General features: G+C 49.0%; 8 protein-coding genes. 1 reads left to right on the top strand and 7 read right to left on the bottom strand.

Annotation, left to right across the window (positions count from 1 at the left end):
* Positions 1 to 132: 132 nt before the first annotated feature.
* From ACU37H_RS19120 to ACU37H_RS19100, 5 genes are all read right to left on the bottom strand, one after another.
* Entirely contained in the window at positions 133 to 7,320 is a 7,188-nt protein-coding gene (locus ACU37H_RS19120; protein ID WP_472706338.1) for a non-ribosomal peptide synthetase, read from the bottom strand.
* Positions 7,321 to 7,329: 9 nt separating this feature from the next.
* On the bottom strand, positions 7,330 to 12,507 hold the full coding sequence (locus tag ACU37H_RS19115; protein ID WP_472706336.1) for an amino acid adenylation domain-containing protein: 5,178 nt from the start codon (positions 12,505 to 12,507) through the stop codon (positions 7,330 to 7,332).
* 282 nt (positions 12,508 to 12,789) lie between these two features.
* Positions 12,790 to 14,448, bottom strand: coding sequence for an alpha-glucan family phosphorylase (gene glgP / locus ACU37H_RS19110; RefSeq protein WP_472706335.1), 1,659 nt, complete (start codon positions 14,446 to 14,448; stop codon positions 12,790 to 12,792).
* Between the two features lie 144 nt (positions 14,449 to 14,592).
* Positions 14,593 to 15,747, bottom strand: coding sequence for a Gfo/Idh/MocA family protein (locus ACU37H_RS19105; RefSeq protein ID WP_472706333.1), 1,155 nt, complete (start codon positions 15,745 to 15,747; stop codon positions 14,593 to 14,595).
* 463 nt (positions 15,748 to 16,210) lie between these two features.
* Complete coding sequence (locus ACU37H_RS19100; RefSeq protein ID WP_472706331.1) at positions 16,211 to 18,148, bottom strand: DUF6923 family protein; 1,938 nt, start codon at positions 18,146 to 18,148, stop codon at positions 16,211 to 16,213.
* A 453-nt stretch (positions 18,149 to 18,601) separates the two neighbouring features.
* Here ACU37H_RS19100 and ACU37H_RS19095 point away from each other — a divergent pair, with 453 nt between their 5' ends.
* Complete coding sequence (locus tag ACU37H_RS19095; protein ID WP_472706329.1) at positions 18,602 to 19,519, top strand: L,D-transpeptidase; 918 nt, start codon at positions 18,602 to 18,604, stop codon at positions 19,517 to 19,519.
* Positions 19,520 to 20,153: 634 nt separating this feature from the next.
* Here ACU37H_RS19095 and ACU37H_RS19090 read toward each other — a convergent pair.
* Both ACU37H_RS19090 and ACU37H_RS19085 read right to left on the bottom strand, forming a co-directional pair.
* On the bottom strand, positions 20,154 to 23,405 hold the full coding sequence (locus tag ACU37H_RS19090; protein WP_472706120.1) for an amidohydrolase family protein: 3,252 nt from the start codon (positions 23,403 to 23,405) through the stop codon (positions 20,154 to 20,156).
* Positions 23,406 to 23,576: 171 nt separating this feature from the next.
* Complete coding sequence (locus ACU37H_RS19085; RefSeq protein WP_472706118.1) at positions 23,577 to 23,864, bottom strand: SemiSWEET family sugar transporter; 288 nt, start codon at positions 23,862 to 23,864, stop codon at positions 23,577 to 23,579.
* Positions 23,865 to 23,869: the final 5 nt, after the last annotated feature.

Raw genomic sequence — 23,869 nt, 5'->3', positions numbered from 1 at the left:
CTGCCGTTCACTTTCAGACAAGAACGTACATACGAGAAAAACGGAAGACCGGTTTTAATTGTGGAATATTATAACGATTGAAGCATGAACTATAGTTAAATTTTAATGATGCTTGAATATATCAATCGATATCTAGATCGTTTTGATAACTTTCTGAATGGTCGTGATCAACGCCTTGTTATGAGGTGGCAACAGGAAGGTTTTATGATCCCCGGTTACATCGTGGACAATGACCTGCTTCGCGTATCGTCTCCAACCCAGGTAAACCGGATCATCGAGGAAGTAGATCCGCTCCTGCACCCTGAACAGGTGCACTTTCACATCCAGCGGTTTCATGTCATAAGCAAAAAAGGCTTTGTCATATGCGTCAATCACTTTGCTGTCATAGTCGTAGATCTGCTCGCTTTCTTCTTCCTTATAGGTTTTGAGCAGCTTCCTTTTGACAAACATCCATTGGTAGGCGATGACCTCTTTAGGATATCTGAACAAATTTCCGCCAATGAACATGGCTTTCTTCACCTGTCGCTTCAATGTATCCATGAGTCGCGCCGATGTGGACGAAGGCACGTATCTTCCGGAAACATTGGTATCCAGGATACCTAACATTTTTACTTCCTTACCTTTGCTGATCAGCTGTTTCACCATTTCATGCGCCACGATACCGCCATAGGAATAACCAATTATAATATAAGGGCCATCCGGATTCTGCGCGAGTATTTCTGAAAGATAACGTGTCGCGATCGTTTCGATGCTGGATAAGTGCGTCGTATCGCCGTCCAGTCCTAATGCCTGGATACCATACAAAGGTTGTTCGCGGTCCAGGAAGGGCGCCAGATTTTTATATAACAGGATATTCAACGCACCGCCATGGATCAGGTAGATGGGCGTTCGGCTGCCGGTAGTCTTGATGGGTACAAGCGCGTTGGTCCGGATCCTGACTTGCTTGTCGGTCAATAAGGTGATCATCGATCCGAGCGTAGCATATTCAAATAATGCTGAAATAGGCAGCGTGATCTCCGTTTCATTTTTCACGCGCTCCATCACTTTGATCGCGATCAGTGAGTTGCCTCCCATATCAAAAAAGTCATCATCCAGCGACAGATCTTCAACGCCTAGCTCTTCCTGCCAGATCTTTCTGATCCCGCTTTCAAACGGGGTCAGCGGTCGATCTGCCTTCGTTTCAGCCGCGCCGGTCCTGCCCGGTTCCGGCTTAGGTAATTCCTTCTTGTCGATCTTTCCGCTGCTGCTCAGCGGGAACCGGTCAAGCACCATGAAGGTAGAAGGCACCATATATTCGGGCAGTACCTTTCTCAGCTGTTCGCGCCACTGACGCGGGGCAGGCAGGTTGTCCGCAAGACCTTCGGCGACCAGGTAAGCAACCAGCCGCTGATCACCGGGCTTATCTTCCCTCACGATCGTGATCACATCCTTAATGCCACCCAACTGTTTGATCTGCCAGTCAATTTCACCCAGTTCGATGCGATAGCCACGCAGCTTTACCTGATGATCTTTCCGGCCCAGGCAAATGATCTCTCCTTCCGCATTAAATTTTCCGAGGTCACCGGTCCTGAACATTTTACCCGGCACTGTGCTAAACGGATCGTCTACAAATTTTTCCCGGTTGAGCTCCGGCCGGTTGTGATATTCTTTGGCCACTCCGGCACCGGCGATGCAGATCTCACCCACAATATTTTCCGGCAGGAGATTGCCGTCTTTATCTACAATATATATTTCCGTGTTCTGTATGGGCTTACCGATCGTGATCTGTCCCTCGCTGGTTTCAACGCGCGTGCCGGTAGAGTAAATGGTGGTCTCTGTCGGACCATACATGTTGTAGAAGGCCGTGCATTTCTGCAGCACTTCTCCAGCCAGTGCGTTGGTCAACGGCTCGCCACAGGTGATCATCCTGCAATCCGTCACTTTTTCCCAGCCCGACTCCAGCATGAGCTTGTAGGTCGCTGGCGTGGCCTGGAAATAATTCACCTGGTATTCATCAATCATATCCAGCAGTGCGCTGCCATCTTTAGATTGCGTCTCGTCAGTCAGGATCAGCTGTCCGCCGCTAATAAGCGGCAGGTACATTTCTACGCCTACAATGTCGAAGGATATAGTCGTTACAGATAAGAGCTTCAGGTGCTGATCAGCGCCAAACAATGACTGCATCGAGGTTAGAAGGTTCACGAGGTTACCATGCGTCACTTCCACGCCCTTGGGCAAACCAGTAGATCCGGATGTATATAAGATATAAGCGCTGTCTTCATGCGCCACATGTGTATGTTCGAGCAGCAGCGCATCTGCTGCTGCTGCTTTTTCGTAAAATACCTTCTGACTTATTTCACTGAACTTCTGGTCATACGATTGCGCTGTGATCAATAATTTCACACCTGCATCTTCAAGCATAAAACGAATACGCGAAGTAGGCAGGGATACGTCGATAGGAACATACAAGGCGCCACACTGCAACACCGCCAGTAATGAAATGGGCCACTGCGGACCGCGGTCCAGCGCAACGCCCACAATATCACCCTTAGTAACGCCGGCACTCAGCAAGGTATTGGTCAACTGGTTCACCTTTGCCGCGAGTTCCTGGTAAGTAAGATCCGCTTCATTAAACGTCACCGCTATTTTATCAGGATACCTGCTCACAGTCTGACGGAACATGTCTACAACAGACTCGCGAGGCAGCTCTATCCGCGGATCCCTCCAGGCGGCGAGTTTGTCTAATATGGCTTGCTCTTCTTCCAGTTTAAAAGTTGCAATGGCCTTGCCCGGATCAGTGACGATCTGCACCGACAGCTCATTGAATTGATGCATCAGGGCACTGATGGTCGACGCTTTAAACAGATCTGTTCGGTAGATCACCTGGAAGTGCAGGCGACCGTCTTTTTTATAGGTATCGATAAATAGCTCGAGGTTGTTATGCACTTCCGGGATCAACACTTTCTCGTGGTCCAGGTTTCGCAACTCCAACGAGCTACCTGACTTTTCCATCTGACTGCTGAAGCTGACAGATATCAACGTATTTTTTATCGCGCTGCGTTTTACCTGGATGTTTTTGATGAGAGAGCCAAAGGTCAATCGCTGATGCTCATAATCAGAAAGCATCGCATCATTTCTTTTTTTCAGATAGGCATCAAAAGGAAGATGGCTATCCACAAAGGTTCTGACAGGAAGCATATTGACGCTATGTCCCACCATACTGGTTCCTGCTTCGCTGACATGATCACTTACAGGAAGACCCACCACGAAATCCTGCTGCCCCGTGTATTTATAAAGCAATACATCGAACACCGTACGCAGGAAGATGGTTAAAGTGCTTCGCGAGCGGGAAGCAAACTTTTCAATCAACGCAGTAGCTTCTTCGCTGATCGAGAACTCATCCACATTACATTTATATTTCCGCGTAGCGGGTTGCGGATAATCGATCGGGAGGTCTAATACCGGGATATCTTTCGCAAACTGATTGACCCAATAATTCAGATCGGCTTTGTATGCTTCGCTGGCATATACCATCTCCTGTTTTTTGGCGTAGCTGCTAAATCGGACGGCAGTCGGCAACAGCGGCTCTTCGCCCTGCAAATAGGCATTGTACAAAAGACCGGTTTCTTTGATGATCGTATCAAAAGACGCACCGTCAGAGATGAGGTGATGTACGACCAGGCTGAATAAATGCAGGTCACTGCGTAACCTGACAACGTCTACCCTGAACAACAGTTGCTCATCCAGATGAAACGGCGTTTGAGCTTTTTCCTTTAAAAAGGCTTTCACAAAAGTATCCTGTTGCGCCGCATCGCGATCCGTGATATCATGAACCTGGAAAGGCAGCGCAGCTTCAGGGTGAATATCAATGAAGGCGCCGTCTTTAGAAAACGTGGCTTTTAATAACTCATGCCGGTCCATCAACACTGAAAATGACTTCTTTAAAACATCGATATCCAGATCGCCCTTCAAATATTCAGTGTGCGTGACATTATAAGAGATATTGGCCGCGTCTCCGCCGATGAAACATTCTTGCCAGATCTCTAATTGCGCTTCGGTACTCTTAAACCGTAGCGGCGCTTCGGTAGCCGGGTCCTCCGCTGACGAAAGCAAAGCCTCTGCGCCCGCCGGCAACTTCGCATCGGCTTTTAAACGTGTACATTCTGCTGCCAGATCGCGAAGCACGGGATACCTGAAAATCGCCGTAACGCCGATGCGCACGCCGGTTTTGGCTTCCAGCATTTTGGTCACTCTCACTGCCAGCAATGAATGGCCACCCATTTCAAAGAAGTTATCATACACCCCCACCTGCTCTCTTCCAAAAGCCTGTTGCCAGATATCGGCCAGCAAAAGCTCTTCGGAGGTTTCAGGCGCTACATAGCCATGGGCCTGGATCTCCGGAGCAGGAAGTCTTTTTTTATCTACCTTCCCATTGGTCGTGAGCGGCAGCTCGTCGATGATCACAAAGGCGCCGGGCACCATATAATCCGGCACTTTGTGCCTTAAGGCTTCGCGCCAGTCGCTCTTTAAAGATTCCGTTTCCTGCGGCACCTGTTGCAGCACTACGTAGGAAACGAGGTAACCGTTGCCGGATCCATCTTCTTTCACTACCGTGATATTGTTGCGCACATTGGGAAGGTTGGACAAATGGTAATCGATCTCGCCCAGTTCTATGCGAAAACCTCGCAGCTTCACCTGGTCATCAATCCGGCCTCTGAACAAGATCACATCATTTTCAAGCATGATAGCGTTATCGCCGGTTTTATACATGCGGCGTCCCGGCTCGAACGGATCAGGCAGAAATCGCTCTGCGGTCAGTTCGGGCTTTTTATAATATCCTTCGGCAACGCAATCCCCGCCTATATATATTTCACCTACAATGCCCTTGGGTACCGGGCTGAGATTGGCATCTAATAAATAAATGTTGGCATTGGCAATCGGTATACCAATAGGGACAGCGGACAAATCGTCGGCCGTTGTATAATCATAGATCATACAACCCACTGTTGCTTCGGTAGGTCCGTATTCATTACAGATCACAACATTGCCACTACACAGTTCACGCACTTCTTTTGCCAGCAAGGTTTCCAGCTCTTCCCCGCCCACGATCAGCGTGAGGAAATGGCCGGGCAGTTGCTGCCGGATGCGTTCACTATCTTTTACGAGCTTCAGGTGAGATGGCGTCAGCTTGATCACATTCACCTGTTCGTCGGTAAATATCTTTTCCAGCATGGCCACCGGCTCCTCTTCTTCATAGATCTTGAGCAGACTGCCGGACACCAGCGGAGAAAAAATGGAGGTGATCGTCAGGTCAAAAGAGATCGATGTATACAGCGGGAATACGCCCGGCCGGCCTTTCAGATAATAATGTACTGCCCAACCGATATAATTGACCAGTGATTTATTGGCGATCATAACGCCTTTAGGTTTACCCGTTGATCCAGAGGTGTATAAAATATACACCAGCGACTCTGGCGTAACGGTCACCTGCGGAAGCGTTGCTTCGAACTGATCCAGCTCTTCCATCATACGGTCTGCCAGCATTTCCCGGGCTCCGGAATGAAAGCGTCCTTTGAAAGCAGTGGAAGTCAGCAGTATTTCCGCTCCCGAATTTTCAAGCATGTATTCGATACGCTCCTGGGCATACTGCGGATCGAGGGGCACGAACACCCCTCCTGCTTTGATGATACCCAACAAGGAAATAACCAGGTCCACACTGCGTTCCATGGCCACTCCCACCACAGTGCCATTGGTAACACCTTCCTTGATAAGATAATGCGCCATGCGGTTGGATTGCTCATCCACCTGGCGATAGGTATAGGAATGTCCTTTAAAATACAGGGCGGTTTCCTCTGCGCGGTCCTTGCAGCTTCGAAGGATCATCTCCAGCAACGTGGAGGCATCGAAGCTGAGGTGGTCCCGGTCGTTCCATTGTTTCCAATAGCTGATCAAAGAAGCTTCATCCTGCAGTTTCAGATCAGCGATCTTCTGTTCAGGATTGGCAACGATCTGGGTTAAGAGATAAGTATATTTATCCATCAACCCCTTCATCGTGGAAGGCTTGTAGAGCTGGGTATTGTAGGACCATTGGAATTCATATCCCTCTTCGCTATCGGCTACATTTAAAAACAGCTCGTAGGTCTCGGACATTCTCTTGTTGTGCACCAGCGTATACTCCAGGCCCTGAAAATGTACCTGCAGGTCAATGCCCATATCGATGTTGAGCGACACGGGCGCCAGCGGCATCCTTGACAGGTCGCGCTGCATCTTCAGTTCTTTCAGGAAACTACCGAAAGTGAACCGCTGGTTTTCATAATCGAGCAGGGTTTTCGATTTCCGCGAACGTAGATAATCCGAAAACGGAACCCCCGGATCCGGATTACTCCGCAGTGGCAACAGGTTGACACAGTGTCCCACCAGATTATAATTTTCCGTAGCGGCCTGGCCTGAAGTGGGCAAGCCGATCACGATATCATCATGCCCGGTGTATTTATACAGCAGCACTTCAAAAGCTGCCATTAAAATGTTGACAAAGCTGCTTCCATATTGTACACCTGTCTTCTTTACGGCATCAGCAATAGCGGAAGGCAGGATATAATCATCCCGGCGGCCTTTATAGGTACGTACAGGCGGCCTCGGATAGTCGGGCGGAATTTCAAAAACGGGGATATTGCCCAGGTATTCTTTTTTCCAATAGTCAACTATTTGCTGGTACTCATGTGTATGTTCAAACAAGATGCTGTCTACGGCATATTGGCTGAAAGGAACGGCTTTTGATGGCAAAGGAGTTCCAAATCTTTTGGCATTATACAACTTGCTCAGGTCTTCGAGCAGGATCCCTAAAGACCAGCCGTCACACACCAGGTGATGGACCGTAATTACCAGCATATGCTGATCAGATGCCATGCGAAACAGGGCAAAGCGGATCAATGGGCCGTGAATAATATCGAATGCGGTATCAGCGTCCTCCCAGAGAAAAGTGTTGACCTCTTCATCGCGTTGGGAAGCATCCAGCATCGACAGGTCGCGGTGTAAAAACTGTACCGGCTGCCGTTCGTAAATGATCATTCTGCCGCCGTCTTCGCTGAAAGAAGACCGGAGCGATTCATGCCGCTGGATCAGATCTTCAATACATTCCTGCAATACGTTGGCTTTCAGGTCGCCTTTAAAATGCAGCGACATGGACAGGTTGTAGGCAAGATTGGCATCGCGTTCGCCGAGCAGGCAGGACGCGAAGACTTCCTTTTGAGATTCAGTAGCGGGCACTACTTTTTCTATGACGTCTCCCTCAAAAGGATTGAAATCGACAGGAATATGTGGGTTTATTTCCGAATTGATCATTAGCGTAGTCTAAAGGGGTATTTGCAAGTATCGTCCGGGCTGATTGGCATCAGCAATGAACCAGGCAGGGTTGCCATTCTGGTCTTTTCCCAGTCTGGCGCCGGCCACCGGCGGGTTGGAATTATCAAATATTGTTACATCAGGCAAAGTCGTGGTCGTAGCTACGGCTGCAACGGCCGGTGTCTCCTGGTGATGATGATGCCCGTTAGTTGGAGTATCATTCAGCGGCGCAGCATTTGCGGTCAGCTGCGATTGCTGAAGCCGGGCCACTTGCTGCGTAAGCAGGTTGATCTGTGTCAGGATGCTCTCCAGCAGGGCTTTATTTCCTGCGTCGGAAGCCGCTGCCAGAGCGGGCTGTAGTTGTATAGCGGATGGTTGCTGCGTCTTTGGCTGATACAGCTCATCCGGAAGGTTGGATTCAATATGCCGGGCCAGTTTATCCGGTGTATCGTACGTTTCATTCAACTGCCTGAAGGTTACCGGCACTTTAAATTCTCTTTTAAAACTGCTGGCTACCTGTGTGAGCAATAAAGAATCGAATCCTAATTCGATAAAGCTGAAATGGGGATTGCTTTCGCTGATATCGTTGCCTGAAGCATCTTCGAGGATCTTTAGGATCTTTTCCATTACCCAGTCTTTTTTGCTGAGATCCGCTGCGGGCGTGGCTTTCATGGATATCGATGTATCCTCGTAGCTTGCGGCAGAAGCCGTTGCAACCTGCACCTGGAGCGGCTCTACCCAATATTTCTTTTTATCATAAGCATACGTGGGAAGATCATGTAAAGGACGAAGTGGCTGTCCTTCGTGCAACGCCTTCCAGTCTACCTCAACGCCCAGCGTCCACAACCGGCCGAGCGCGCGCTTCACAGCGATCTCGTCGCTTACATCAGCAGCCACTTCCATGGAAGGCACCACCCTGGAAACCACCGCCCCTCCCTGCTGTTTGATCAGCATTGTAGTAGCGTTGCCGGGTCCCACTTCCAGGAAGACCGGGTTCAATTCGGTGATCAGCGCCTGTATCGCGCCGCTGAAATTCACGGTGGCACGAGCATGTTGAGACCAGTAACCGGGATCGCCAGCTTCACTATCTTTCAACCACGCCGCGGTTACTGTTGATAATATCGGGATCTGAGGAACGCCTAATGTAAATGTTGCGACCACCTCGCGAAGCGGTTCAACGATGGCATCCATCATTTGCGAATGAAAGGCATGACTGGTGCGAAGCGATTTGTTCACAATCCCTTCCTGATCCAGTATTTGCCCGAAAGATGTAATGTCTGAAGATGCTCCCGACACTACACAAAGATGGGGCGCATTGTTGGCCGCGATGGACAGTGTGGATGGAAGTAAAGGAAGCACGCGTTCGCTGGAGGCACGAACGGATAACATTGTCCCTCCGGGCAATCCGCTGATCAGGCGGGCCCTGGCAGCCACCAGTTTTACGGTATCGGCTAGTGTGAGCACACCCGACAAGTGCGCGCACACAAATTCGCCAATGCTATGTCCTACCAGCGCTGCGGGCCTGATGCCTACACTTATGTAGTACCGGGCTAATGCGTAGGAAGTGACAAAGGTGGCGGGTTGTGTGTAATACGTATTTTTTAGTTTTTCGGTGGCTTCGTCTGTCGGGTCAGTAAAGATGATATCCCGGATATCCTCGTTCATCTCTTGTAACAATAGAGCCGCACACTCATCGACAGCTGCCTTGTACACGGAAGACGTTGCATACAAAGCTTTTCCCATGTTGATGAACTGCGAGCCCTGGCCCGGGAAGACGAAGACTACGCCAGGTTGCGCTTCTTTTAGAACGCGCGTGGCGCCGGCCACCACACCTTCATCTGATAGCTGGCGTTCGAGATCTGCCATATCAGTCGCCACCAGTGCAGTTCTTACGCCCATGGGCTGGCGCATGGTTTGTAGATTATAGGCAATATCAGACAGCGCGTGTCCGGAATTTTTCCGGGCAAAGGCGGCCAGTTTACGCGCGAAAGCCCCGCTGCTGGCCTCAGTCCTGGCAGACCAGGTGATGACCTGCGGTGAGGAGAAATTCTGAGCCGAAACGACCGGAGACGCGTACTCTTCAAGGATGATGTGAACATTGGTGCCACCGATACCAAAGGAGCTTACACCTGCAATTCGTTTGCCTTCGCTTTGCCAATCCCGGTACTGGTCATTCACTTTAAAAGGACTGTTAACAAAGTCGATGGCCGGGTTAGGTTTTTTATAATTAATGGAAGGCACCAGCTTTTGATGATGCAGGGATAAGGCCGTCTTGATCACGCCCGCCACACCCGCGGCGTGCGTCAGGTGGCCCATATTACTTTTCACTGAACCGATGGCGCAATACTGCTGCACCGGTTGTTCGCCAAAGGCCAGCTTCAGGCCTTCTACTTCAATAGGATCTCCCAGCGGCGTTGCTGTTCCGTGGGTTTCGACGTAGGATATGTCGGCAGGATCCACGCCTGCATCCTGTATGGCCATCAGGATGGCTTCCGCCTGGCCGTTAGTGCTGGGCGCTGTAAAACTGCCTTTTCCGGCACCGTCATTGTTGACCCCTACCCCTTTGATCACCCCATAGATCTGGTCATTATCCGCTTCGGCTTCGCTTAAGCGTTTTAATAAAATCACACCGGCCCCGTCGCTGAACACCGTTCCCTGCGCATCCGCATCGAAAGGACGGCAATGGCCGTCGTTACTGAACATTGCTCCTTCTTCATAAAGATGGCCCGCTTTGACGGGTACACTGACGGCTACTCCACCGGCGAGCGCCAGGTCACACTGCCCCATTCTCAGGCTTTCTACTGCCTGCGCAATGGCAAGCAATGAAGTAGAACAAGCTGAATTGACATTTACTGCCGGGCCTTTTAAGTTCAGGTGGTACGCGACACGCGTGGCCAGGTAATCCTTTTCTGAAACTGAAAGGGTTTGATAATAGCCCTGTGTATTGATCTTGTCTTTGTGAAGAAAGATATTATTGTTGAAATATGTATTGGTGTTGCTACCGGCAAACACGCCGATGGTGTGTTCGTCGTCGTTCAAGCGGCCAGTCTTTTCCAGCGCTTCGCGCGACACCTCTAAAAACACCCGCATCTGCGGATCCATCAATTCTGCTAAGCGCGGATTGACGCCGAAAAGGTCGGCATCGAAATAAGCCACGTCTTCCAACACGCCTCTCGCGCGTACATACAGCGGATCATTCAGTTCTGATTCGGGTACGCTTGAATCGATCTCTTCTTTTGAGAAAAAGCTGATCGTTTCGCGGCCTTCTTTTAATACGTCCCAATAAGCCTCTATCGTGTCAGCGCCGGGGAAACGCCCTGCCATGCCGACGATCGCAATGTCGCCTGACGTATCGGTCTTTTTATTTTTGATACCTGGCTTTCTCTTCACGGAAGCTGCGGGCTCCAGTGTATTTTGGAGTCCGCTGATGGTCGGAAACTGGTACAACCTCGTAATAGGCACCAGGTATTGAAATCTTTGCTTTAAGGCAATGATCGTTTTCTGTGCGAGCACGGAGTTGCCACCCAGCTCAAAAAAATTATCGTTTACACCCACCTCTTCCAGCTGCAGCAATTCGCTCCAGACAGCGGCGATGTTTTTTTCTATGTCCGTTTTAGGCTTCTGAAACAGTACTGCTAATGCGGGACGTCTGAACTTCACACTGGATAAGGCTTTCTTGTTGACCTTCCCACTGGCGGTTTTTGGAATCTCATCGATCCATACAAAAGCGGAAGGGATCATGTATTCAGGAAGCGCTTCCTGCAAAAAGCTACGAACCGCGTCGGTATTCTGTTCACTGCCCTTGGCTACCACATACGCTACCAGCCGCTTCTCGCCGGTATTCTCACCTTGTGCGACCACGACACCGTTGGATACTGCGCTGTGCTGCAACAGCGTGGTTTCGATCTCACCGAGCTCTACGCGGTAACCCCTGATCTTCACCTGGTCGTCAATGCGGCCCAGGAAATCAATATTTCCGTCGGGCAGAACCCTGGCGAGGTCGCCCGTTTTGTAAATGCGTTCTTTACTTCCTTTTCCGCTCCATTCTATAAACTTTTCAGCGGTCCGCGCATCCTGGTTCATATAGCCTTCGGCAAGCGCAATGCCACCGATACAGAGCTCTCCCTGAGCTCCCGCTTCAACTTCTTTTCCTTGCTCGTCAATAATATAAATGGGTACCTGATCGATAGGAACCCCAATCGTGGGTAGCTCGGGCCAGGCATGGGGGTCACCGTCTAACGTCAGGCTGGTTACCACATGTGCTTCGGTAGGACCGTATTGATTAAATAATTTTATCCCGGAAATGGCAGAGAAAAATGTCACCACCTGTGGTGTTACTTTTAACTGTTCGCCCGCAGTCATGACTTCCTGTAAGCTCTGGGGGAACATATTCTCAGAGCCGGCAATATCACATAACATCTGCAGTGCTACGAATGGCAGGAACAGCCGGTTGATCTGGTGCGTCTCTAAAAAGTTCAGTAAAGATGCGGCATCCAGCCTTAAATCGTCGTCGATCAAATACAGGGTACCGCCAATCGCCAGCGTCGTGAATATTTCCTGGAAAGATACATCGAACGTGATGGGAGAAAAGTTGAGCGTGCGCGAACCGGGGCCCATGGCAGAATCTTTCAATTGCCATCGGATCAGGTTGACCAATGCCGCTTGCCTCATCAATACCCCTTTGGGGCGCCCTGTCGATCCGGAAGTGAACAGCACATAAGTAAATGATCCGGGCGCTTGCGGGAGCGATATTGCTTCCGCCTGATCAGTTGTCGCGGCATGGATATCTGTAATGATCGTGACATCATCACTGAATAAATTCCTGTAACGATCGGAAGAAATAATGACTTTCGGTTGAGCGTCTTCCAACATGAAAGCGACGCGATCCCGTGGATAGCCCGGGTCTACCGGCATATAAGCCGCGCCGGTTTTGAGAATGGCAATGATGGAAAGGATCACATCGAACCCTTTATCAAGACATATTGCAACAATATCGTTGTGTTGAACACCTTCTGCTACCAGCTGATGCGCCAATTGAGTTGTCTTTTCATCTACCGCGCGGTAGGTCATGGACTCACTCTTATAGTAAAGGGCTGCTTGTTCAGGATACTTTCGGACAGCGTCAAAAAAATAGGCCAGAACACCGGAATCATTTTTCCGCGACATAGCTTCGTTTAGAGCGCTCATAAGTTAAAGTATGGTTTAGAATTATTAAATAACGGGCCAATCCTCATTGTATCTGTTACAATAAGCTTTTAAATAAATGTCAGGGCTCACACTAATCACGTAAGGACGTCCAAAGGTACGTATAATGCAGAATAGTACAAACAACGCAAATGAGTGATTTTCATTAACCCCGGAGGGGTAAGCGCGCGACGACAACCGCATAAAAAAACCCGGCGCGCCGTCGAAGGCTGCCGGGTTTTCAGTGATATAGATATAAAAATCTGATTACATACAAACGCCTTTTTATGCGTTGTATAATTTTTCATAATATTCGTGGGCCATGCGGTTGCTGTCGAACTGGAACCGCACGTCCTGCATTCCATTTTTCATGATCAGTCTCCACGTGTTGTAATTTTCATAATACAACGGCAGTATCTCGCGCGTCAATATTTCATACAACTTGTTGAGATCGTATTGATCCTGATCATAGGTGGACATATTTCCATAGTCGGCCTTCGGAATCACGAAACCGTTATGGCCGTGATTGATGAATTCGGGGATCCAGCCGTCATCCGTTGAGAAATTGACAGCGCCATTCATGGCAGCGGTCATGCCGCTGGTACCGGAAGCTTCACGCGGTACGCGCGGGTTGTTGAGCCAAAGATCGGCAGCCTGCTTGAGGCGTTTGGACAAGCCCAGCTCATACCCCACCAGCACGGAAACGTTTTTATATTTCTTACTCAGGTGTACGAGCTCATTGAATTCGCTGATGGCCGGATGGTCCATCGGGTAAGGCTTTCCAGCCCAAACGATCTGCACCGGATATTTTTCATTGTTCATCAGCTCGAAAAAGCGATGGGCATCAGAAGCGATTAAACCGGCTCTTTTATAACCCGCGAAACGGCGCGCCCAGACAATCGTGAACACATCGGGATTGAACAGCTTACCGGTCTGATCTGCCACGATTTCAAAGGCTCGCTTTTTGAGCCATTTCTTACGGTCATCAAATCCGTAATCATCGCCCACGTCTTTGAACTTATACATCTGCTTATCGGCCCAGTAGGTCCAGTTCTGCGCATTGGTAATGGAAGTGATGGAACAGATATTGGGATATTTACCCCACATGGCCCGCGACACTTCTCCATGAAGCTGCGACACGCCATTGGCTATTCTTGCAAAACGCAACGCTACGAGGGAATGGTTGAACATGTCTCCATGCTCCTGCGTAAGATGCTTTACCTCGTCGATGCTTAGTCCGCAGAAATAGGTCATCTTGTGACACAGGAAGATATCATGCTTTTCATTTCCGGCTTCTTCAGGTGTGTGGGTCGTAAATACCAGTCTTTTTCTTACTTCTTCGAGATTCCTGTTGTATTTGCGATACAGATAAAACGCGGCTGAGAGGCCGTGCGCTTCATTCAGGTGATACACATCCGGGTTGAAGTTTAAGATGTCCACCAGCTTGGCCCCGCCAACACCCAGTAAAATGAACTGAGCGACTTTGGCGGCCACATTGCTATCGTATAATTTGTGAGTGATGGTTTGAGACACATAATCATTCTCGGGCAGATCGGTGCTTAACAGGAATAAAGGCGCTGTCTTGAAGGTTTCCGGCTTCAGGTACCAGGCTTTCACCCAAACGGGGTGATCGTGTACGTCGATCTGAAATTTGATACCGGTATCTTCTAAAAAGCTATAATTTTTTTCATTCCACGCCACATCAAGCGTCTGATCCTGGTTGCGTTCCTGGTCGTAATATCCGTACTTCCATAGGATCCCGATGCCGATCAGGTTTTGCCCTAATTCATAGGCGCTGCGCAAATGGGAGCCTGACAGAAAGCCCAATCCCCCGCTATAAATTTTCAAAGGTTGATGCGTAGCAAATTCCATCGAAAAATAGGCTACCTTCTTCCCATAATTGTTATCAATCTCGTAAGGAACCTTGAAGTTTTCAAAACTCATAAAATAATTTCTTTTTTAAAGTAAGCAAAGTATGATAAATTAATTAAAGTCTAAAGGGCGGGAAAGAGGATCATTACTGCAGGTTTCCCATCGCCGGTTCCAGGTTGCCGGATCTGTCGCTGGTAACGGGTTGACCGCATGCAATTATATCACGAAATCCCACCACTTCTGCTCACTTTGAGAGGAAGCGACTACGTTTTCGATAAAAGCCATCCCACGCACCCCATCGGCTGCATTGGGGAAATCCCATAAAGGATCCACCGGCTCATTGTTTAGTTTAGCTGATAAAGTGAATGCGAAATTCCGGTACAGGTTGGCAAATGCTTCGAGGTAACCTTCTGGGTGACCGCCGGGTGTGCGCGTATTGAACTGCGCTACATCGGAGCAATAACCATTACCGGCTCTGTACACCTGTGCGGGAGCGTCGAGCCATTTTACCATTAATGTATTGGGCTCCTGCTGGCTCCATTCGATCCCGCCTTTCTCACCGTAAATTTTGATCCTGAGATTATTTTCTTCACCGGCAGCCACCTGTGAAGCTGTCAGTACACCACTGGCGCCTTTATCAAATTTCAACAGCATGGCGCCATCATCGTCCAACATACGCCCGGGCACTACGATATTCAGATCGGCGCATAGTTTTGTGATCTTTTGTCCGGAAATATATTCCGCCAGGTGGGCTGCATGCGTCCCGATATCGCCCATGCAACCGGCCTTGCCGCTTTTAGCGGGATCAGTACGCCAGGCGGCCTGCTTGTTGCCATCGCCCTCGCTCAACTTGCTCAGCCAGCCCTGAGGATATTCTACATATATTTTGCGGATCGCGCCGAACGCACCATCAGCCACCATTTTACGCGCCTGCTTTACCATCGGGTAACCGGAATAGGTATGGGTAAGTCCCAGGAGCAATCCTGTTTCGTCCACTTTGGCTTTTAACAATTTTGCTTCTTCCAGGGTCAGCGTCATGGGCTTATCGATCATCACATTGAAGCCGTATTCGAGGGCCATCATCGCCGGTTCAAAATGGGCAAAGTTGGGCGTCACGATCACCACCAGCTGCATTCTCTCTTCTTCAGGCAACTCGCTTTCTTTTTTGAACATTTCCTGGTAGCTACCGTAGATCCTGTCTTCCGGTAAGAACAGCTCTCTTCCTGATTCTTTTGACTTATCCGGGTTCTGGCTGAATGCGCCGCAACACAACTCGATCAGCCCATCCATATTTAATGCAATGCGGTGCACAGCGCCGATGAAAGCGCCTTTTCCACCACCAATCATTCCTGCCCGTAGTTTTTGTTTCATTCGTATACTTTTTTAGTTTGCAGCTACGCTGCGATTTTTTTAGTCGAATGTAACGCTTATATACATTCCTTGTTTGTGAACAAGTGTATTATGAGCGTTTCATCTGTTACTATTTAGTTTTTTTATGTAATGCTATCCGGTGAGAAAGACCACTTTTTGCAGAGCGGTAACCATGTCGAATGTAAACATCCGCGGCACGTTCTCTTTTGGTCTCTGTCAGACTACGAATATACGGTCTAAAAAATAACCTGTTTTATCAAATTTGTGCAATAGTAAAGATCATTCTGAAAAAAGTGGTTGCACCACTAACAGGACGGCCTGGCATCCTTTCCTTGGGAGCCGTCTGACCGATCATTTGCTTAGGCGTTATTAAAACAGTTGTTGAAGAAATCGGGCATAAGCTGATGCCTAAAAGCCCCCCCATCCGGGACGCGCCGCGCGTCATTTAAGATATAACCGGGATTTACTTTACTTCAGCCGTCGTTACTTTAGAATACGTGGCAGTTCCATCTTTGTCGACCTGTTTGATACGGACATATATTCTTTGCGTTTCTACAGAAAATTTTTTCTTTTTGACACAGCCGTACAAGGTGGAGCAGACGCCCATTGCTACTATCATTACGGCGAGTCCTTTATGCCGGTGCATTATCATTGCTATGCAAAACAGCAGAGAAGTGCCCATCAGGGCTAAGCCACTTAATGAAATACTTTGTCCGTATTGAATACTCGTATCCGAATTGCCATTTTTCGCTTTACTGGCTATCACCTTGACGGTTTTAAACGTTTTCCCATCGGTAGATATTTCTATTTCAAAGTGATCATTATTTTTTTCACTTATCGTTTCCCAATTCACCAGCAATCTGTCGTTTTGTATCAACGCATTCATGGCACCAAACCGTACCGTAAGCGGCGGCGCAAAGCCGGTTGTTGCACAGCGGGCGCCGTCGGCAGTTGAAAAGGAGGTTAGACCTGACTTGAAGAGTTTAGTTTGAAGGTTACCAGTGTGCACCGAATCGACTTGCCACATATTCGTCTCGTCGGAGCGTTGTAAATACAGATTGCCTTTGGAATCGGTAAATGTGATGGCTACAACTCCTGTGCCGGCACCGTCACCAGTCATTGTACCCAGGCTACGCATCTCGCCGTTATCAGGATCTATTTGCATGATGCTGCCATTTTCTGTTACCGCATAAAATTTTCCATCTGTAACGTTCAATGCAATATCATTAATAGAGGAAGACCTGGTAAACCCGACCGGCGTCGGATCAAGATCCGGCAAAAACTCCATATAGGTGGCGGAAGCCGGATTAAGGTCCAGGCGTCGGATCACGCCGGTGGGCTCTGCTCCATTATACAGGTAATAGATACCGTCGGGGCCGAACGCTCCAGATCCATAATCAGTATCTTCCTCCAGCCCGCTTATCGGGAAATACTGCATAGAATAGTCGCCGCCAATACGCAGCATCTGGTTAGTCTTTTTGTTGTAGGCCCATAAATATCCGTCTTTCGGATTATACCCCATTGCATTAGGATCCGTGACGTCCCGGGGTGATATATCATCTTTAACGAGGGTGTAATCACCGGTCGAAGCGTCGATCCGGTACAGATCACTGGAGTGCTCGTCTATTACATATCCGATACCTGGCTCACAGCCCAAAGCCGGCTGCTCGTTACTATATACCGATGCATTCCTGCACTGAGCGCCATCGCCCTGGTAATAGCTAAATGCAGGGTTATCGGAAATCCGCTCGATGCTACCGCCGGAAGGATTTACCAGAAAAAGATTGCCTGAAAGTTCACTTATCATAAAAAGGTTGCGCCGGCTGTCAAAAAAATTCATAGCATTGATTCCAACACGATAGCCGGACCTGACTGACGACGTCCCATTGGTGTAGGTCACAATATTCCCATCGTTTGCGGAAACACCCCATATCCTGGATCCATCATCGCTCACTGAAATATCATTCAGGTTTGCCGTTGAAGATAAACTGATCACTGAAACAGTGAATGTACTTAAATCGATTTTGTAAATGTCACTTGCGTCGGAGGAATACAGGTACAGATTGCCATCGGCATCTATGTCGCCGGCCTCATAAGTGTCGCTGGGCAACGCAGGTACGTCAATGATCGTATAATTGCCCTCTGCATCTAACTTTACGATATCGTTGCTGGCCGATGCAGACGCTCCGGAGATGGTTCCCGCGTAAGCACCATAAATATAGTTGTCGCGTACGTTGTAGCCGATACCGTTAAACCTGATATCCGCGGGAATCCTTATCGTTTCCTTACTTCGCGTGATCAGGTTCATTTTATAAAGACCCGTAAATCCGTCGCTGACCGTAGCATGACTGACATAAGATACCGTATCCGTACAGGTAAAGGGAGTAACAGCCTGGCTCATAAGCTGCCCGGTATTTATCATTGATAAGAAAGCAAGCCAAATGATGTTTTTAATCACAAAATAAGTTTTAGGGGCGTTAATAAATCAGGATCGCTAACGGGTTATTAAGTTTCAAGCACCTTGCGAATGGCTGTCCTGCCGCACGTTCGTACTAACATAGAAATGATTACGTTGATAATGCACTAAACAATAAAAGGCGGTAACGGCTGGCGTATCTTTTTGTGCGCTAATTTTACAGATGGCTCCCCTGGCGGGTTTTGAGCCGTATGCAGCATTCCCCGAGATGAATACCGCTGGATAGAAGTGCCTTTAACAGCCTTATTGACAAATGGAGCTTTGGACATTCAAAAGCTGAGGTAACAGACAAACAAATCGAACGATGTGATAGAACAAATATAACAATTTTTTATATTATGACAAGAATATCAGAATATTTCTGCATCTTGCAACACCATGAAGTCGAAGCCTTTTTTAAGTTACAGCCTTGTACTGCTTTCCCTTTTTACCTATTCCTGCAAGAACAAAGAATATAAAAATTTACCGGCTACCATTGACAGCACGGTAAAGGATGTGGTCGAAAAAATTGCCCCACCGCAGGAAGAAAATCTTAAGCCATCCGTCACGTATACCTGGATGAAAAAGAAGGAATGGCAATCCGCTAAAGATTCTTTTGCCGGAGCCGATCACCTGGATATCCTAAACGCGATCAACCGCGTGGACACTACCCACCTAAAGCGACTGGACAGTATCCTGGTGCCTAATGACTTTTCGTTTCCTGTGAAAGCGTATATGCCGTTTCCGGACAACCTGGAGACGCTGAAAGATGTTCATAAGATCATCTTGTTTTCTTATGGTACCCAGGCATTTGCCGCTTATGAAAATGGTAAACTGGTGCTGACCGGTCCTACGAACATGGGCAGAAAAAGTAAAAAGACACCGACTGGGTTATTCTTTACCAACTGGAAAGCGCGCAAGTCGATCAGCACGGTTGATGATGAGTGGATCCTGAAATGGAACTTTAATGTGCATAACAAATGGGGAGTTGGTTTTCATGAATATGCACTGCCGGGCTATCCGGCTTCCCACAGCTGTATGCGGCTACTGGGCGCTGACGCGCAATTCCTGTATGGGTGGGCCGATCAATGGATCCTGAAAAATGACTACGAGCGACTGGCCTACGGTACGCCCGTGATCGTCTTCGGAGCTTATCCTTTCGGAGAACCGCGGCCCTGGTTTAAACTGACTGACGATCCTAAAGCGCTGAATTTATCCGTTGACACGCTGAATAATTACATACAACCTCACCTCCAGGAGATCATGGAAAAGCAGCAGCAACGACAGCAGGTGACGGCTGCCTCTACGGGAACCTAAGGCTTTCCCAAACAATACTCCTGAAAAATAATTGGCGACGATCAAGCCGAAAACATCGTGCGAAGGGCTTATTATATGCGTCAGACCGGAACGCCCGCCTGTACCATTCGGGCAGGGTCAGGCGCGGTGACAAGCTCGAACAGATAAACGGTTAGTGACTAATAGCCCGACAGCGTCATGTAAAGCGTTTTGAGCGTTTATTATTATCAAAAAACGTGCATCCGTGGCGATCTTTATAATACGCGTCAGACCGGGACGCCCGCCTGTACCATTCGGGCAGGGTCAGACGCGGTGATAAGCTCGAACACACAAACGGTTAGTGACTAACAGCCGACAGCATCATATAGAGCGTCTTGTTCGCTTATTATTATCAAAAGAAATTCGTGCATTCGTTAACATGCGTCAGACCGGGACGCCCGCCTGTACCATTCGGGCAGGGTCAGACGCGGTGATAAGCTCGAACACACAAACGGTTAGTGACTAACAGCCGACAGCATCATATAGAGCGTCTTGTTCGCTTATTATTATCAAAAGAAATTCGTGCATTCGTTAACATGCGTCAGACCGGGACGCCCGCCTGTACCATTCGGGCAGGGTCAGACGCGATGACGAATGGTTCACAATGCCGGGTATCTTAATGTCTTCCGCAACTGCAACCCTGTGCTTCCGTTTCGTCATGCCAGGGGAAGGACGTCGCGTTTTTGTATAGCTCCCAGGGGAATTTTGTCCGCGTCCTGGGATGATTGCCTATTTCGTTCATACTATCTGCATCATAAAGCCGCCCGTTGACCATGGTATATTTTATAAACTCCGTATTGTAAATATCCTCGAGCGGATTTTTGTCCAGGACGATCAGGTCCGCCAGCTTACCGGCCTGCAGAGAACCCACATTGTCGTCAAGGCCCAGGCTCTTTGCGGGGTTGATGGTGGCGGTTCGTAAGGCCTCATGCGGTGTCATACCACCCTGGGCCATCATCCATATTTCCCAATGCGCACCGATGCCTTGTATTTGCCCATGCGCGCCCATGTTAACCAGCACGCCTGCATCACTTAACTTTTTCAGGTTCTTTGATGACAGGATATGTCCGTTCTCATACTCCTCTTCAGGCAACATGGTCCGGTGGCGGCTTCTTGTATCGATCACTTCTCTGGGAGTGAAACGCGTCAACCGCTCTTTCTCCCACACATTGGTGTGCTGGTACCAGTAATATTCACCGCTTACGGATCCGTAGTTTACGATCAAAGTGGGGGTATAGGCTGTCTGTGCACGCTTCCATAGTTGAATCACGTCGTCGTGCAGGACGCCCATGGGCATATTGTGTTCAATCGTCGTATGGCCATCCAGTATCATACTGGTATTGTGAAAGAAGAACGATCCCCCTTCCGGAACTACTTCCATGTTTAACTCCCTGGCCGCCTGTATGATCTGCTGCCGCTGTTCGCGACGTGGCTGGTTGTAACTCTTCACTGAAAAAGCTCCGAAGGCCTTTGTGCGACGAAGGGCACTTCTGGCATCGTCGAGCGAATTGATCACTGCTTTAAAGTCTCCATCCGCACCGTAGAGCACGGTTCCGGTAGAGAAGACACGCGGACCTACCATGGCGCCTGCTTTCACTAATTCCTTGTTGGCAAACACAAACTCACTATTAGCGGACGGGTCGTGAATAGAGGTAACGCCGTACGCCAGTGCAGCATAGTAGGGCCAATGTTTTTGCGGCGTGATACCACTGCGGAAATGACCCGCGTGTGCGTGCGCGTCGATAAAACCAGGCATGATGGTTTTGCCGGAGGCATCGATTGTTTTGGCAGCCGAAGGAATGGTCACCGCTTCTGCCCTTCCCACCGCCTTGATCTTATTGCCTTCTATCAGTATCGTCCCCTTGTCTATCACTTCATCGCCGTTCATGGTAATAATACGTGCGTTGGTAAAAGCGATCAGGCCGGAAGGCTTGTCGACAGGGAGCTCCAGCTTTACCTGCAGGCCTTGTTCGGGCACTTTGAATAAAGAATCAGGTTTGTTGGCCAGGAAAGAAAAACGTTCCTCCAGGTCGATCGTGTAGTACTGGCTGCCCAATGTATAATGGAGCTTCTTAGAGTCGCTGCTCCAGTGCAGATTGTAGCCCGCGTCTTTACTCACCAATTTCACGGGGTAATCAGAAGTGGAACCGCTGATGTCAATGGTTTTTCCGGTCTGCGGAAAAGCCGCTACATAAGCCTTGTGGAGATCCGTAAACGCTACCCATTTCTCATCGGGCGATACTTTGAAACTATTGCCATACGTGCTTTTCAGCAACTCTTTTTCGTCCTGGCCGTCGAGCTGGCAGCTGGAAAGCCGGTTGCTGCCCGATTCAAAATAAATGCGATCGCCCGCCTGATTGAACGCAGGTGCGCCGCCTCTCTGGATAACAAATTGTTCACCCGTGCCATCTTCTTTCATGATAAAGATGCCCGTCTGGGCAGTATGAGCAGGACCCAGCGCATCGCTTCCGCCTTCTTTTACGAACACAATTTTTTTACCGTCTGCAGAAAAGGAAGGTGTGCGATAAATAGCGGCCTCCTTGGTCAGTCGCACCGGTTTTGCTTTTCCCTGGAGCGCTACTTTAAAGATAGCACCGGACTGCTCGTCGTTCCAGGTGGTGTACAGCAATTGCTTGCCATCCGGAGAAAAGGCCGGTTCCAACTCGAAATCAGTGCCGGATGTGATCCGCTCCGGCTGCCCGTTGGGTAATGACTTTTTCCAGAGATAGCCGACTGCATTGAACACCAGCCATTTTCCATCAGGCGAAGTCACGGCGTGCCTGATCACGTTAGCAGTGAACCGGTCCGTATCCAGGTTTTGTTTAAACCGCACAGCATCGTAGATCTTTTGATTGACGGTACAGGTAAAAGGTATGACAGACGCTTTGTTCACGCCATTAACATCGACCTTCATAATGTGACCGTTGGCCCATATGTAAATGAATCGGTCATCCGGCGACCAGGCATAGCCGGTATAGATACCAAAGATGGTCCAGGCTTCCTGCTGATCCTTACTAAGCTGGTCGTACACCGGCCACTCTTCGCCGGTTTCAAGGTTGCGCAAATAAAGGACGGTCTTCGTCCTCACCCGTTTGATGAAGGACAGGTATTTGCCATCATGAGAAAGCTGAGGCCTGGCTGCGCCGCCACCGCCACCGGTAACGTTTTCTACTTTTCCTTCTTCGCGGTCGAAGCGGCGAATGATAAATATCTGGTTGTTGGGGTCTTTATTATATTGAAAATAGCCGCCGGGATACATGTCCTCGCTGAAATACACATACCGTCCGTCGGGCGAAACGCAGGGTTCATTCACATCCTGCTGATCATTTTTACGGGCAGTAAGCTGGAGACCGCTTCCACCGCTGGTATGATACATCCACATCTCTCCCGCGCCTAATGATCTGCCGGAAGTGAAGTGCTTCCTGGCCACGAGGTATTGTCCGTCGGGCGTCCACACGGCATTGTTCAATAACCGGAACTGCTCTTTTGTAACCTGGCGGGCATTGGTGGCCGCCCGATCCATGATCCAGATATTATCGCCTCCGCCGGCATCTGAGGTGAAGGAGATCTTCTTTCCGTCAGGACTAAACCGTGGCTGTACTTCAAAGGCATGACCGCCTCTTAGCAGCTTCGCCGCTCCACCGGCTACCGGAATACTGTAAATGTCTCCCAACAGGTCGAAGACAATTTCTTTACCGTCCGGCGACACATCGAGGTTCATCCAGGTTCCTTCATCTACCGTAAATGAAACTTCTTTAAAAGGTCCCTGGGGATTCGATACACTCCAGCTTTTATTGTCGGAGGAATTTTGTGCCAGCAGCATAGTGGGCAGTATGAGGCACGCGGCCATCATGGAGATCTTCATCATTCGCAAAGGATTATTGAAGCGGGAAGATAAAGAGCCCGGTGATTATAGCAAAATTTTATGTATAACGATCCATTGTCATGTTATACTGAGAAGGCCAGCCCCAAGCAAGTGATTGGTGGTGTTTCTTCCGATAACTTTCGTCTGTTGTTTGGAATGATACCAGTAATTATTTCAATTTCGCTTGCTCTCTGGTCCAGAGGGATTCTTTTTATAGTAGATGTTAAGTGCGAGAGTAGTCAGGTTGATCAATAAAGAAATGGAGTTGGAAATGATGATGATCACGTCGCTGATCATCGCACCGTATATCACCCAGAGCGCCAGGCCGCTGATCAATATCAGGAACACCCAATAAGAAATATCGGAAGGCTGTTTTTCCCGCGCGATTTTGATCAGCTGCGGCAATAATGAAATGCCCGTGCATGCGCTTGCTACAATACCGATGATGGTAGTACTATCCATAGGTG

Source organism: Niabella sp. ZPM-14 (assembly GCF_055693045.2).
Note: the sequence above shows the minus strand (reverse complement) of the source record. Positions and strands in the feature narration are given on the sequence as shown.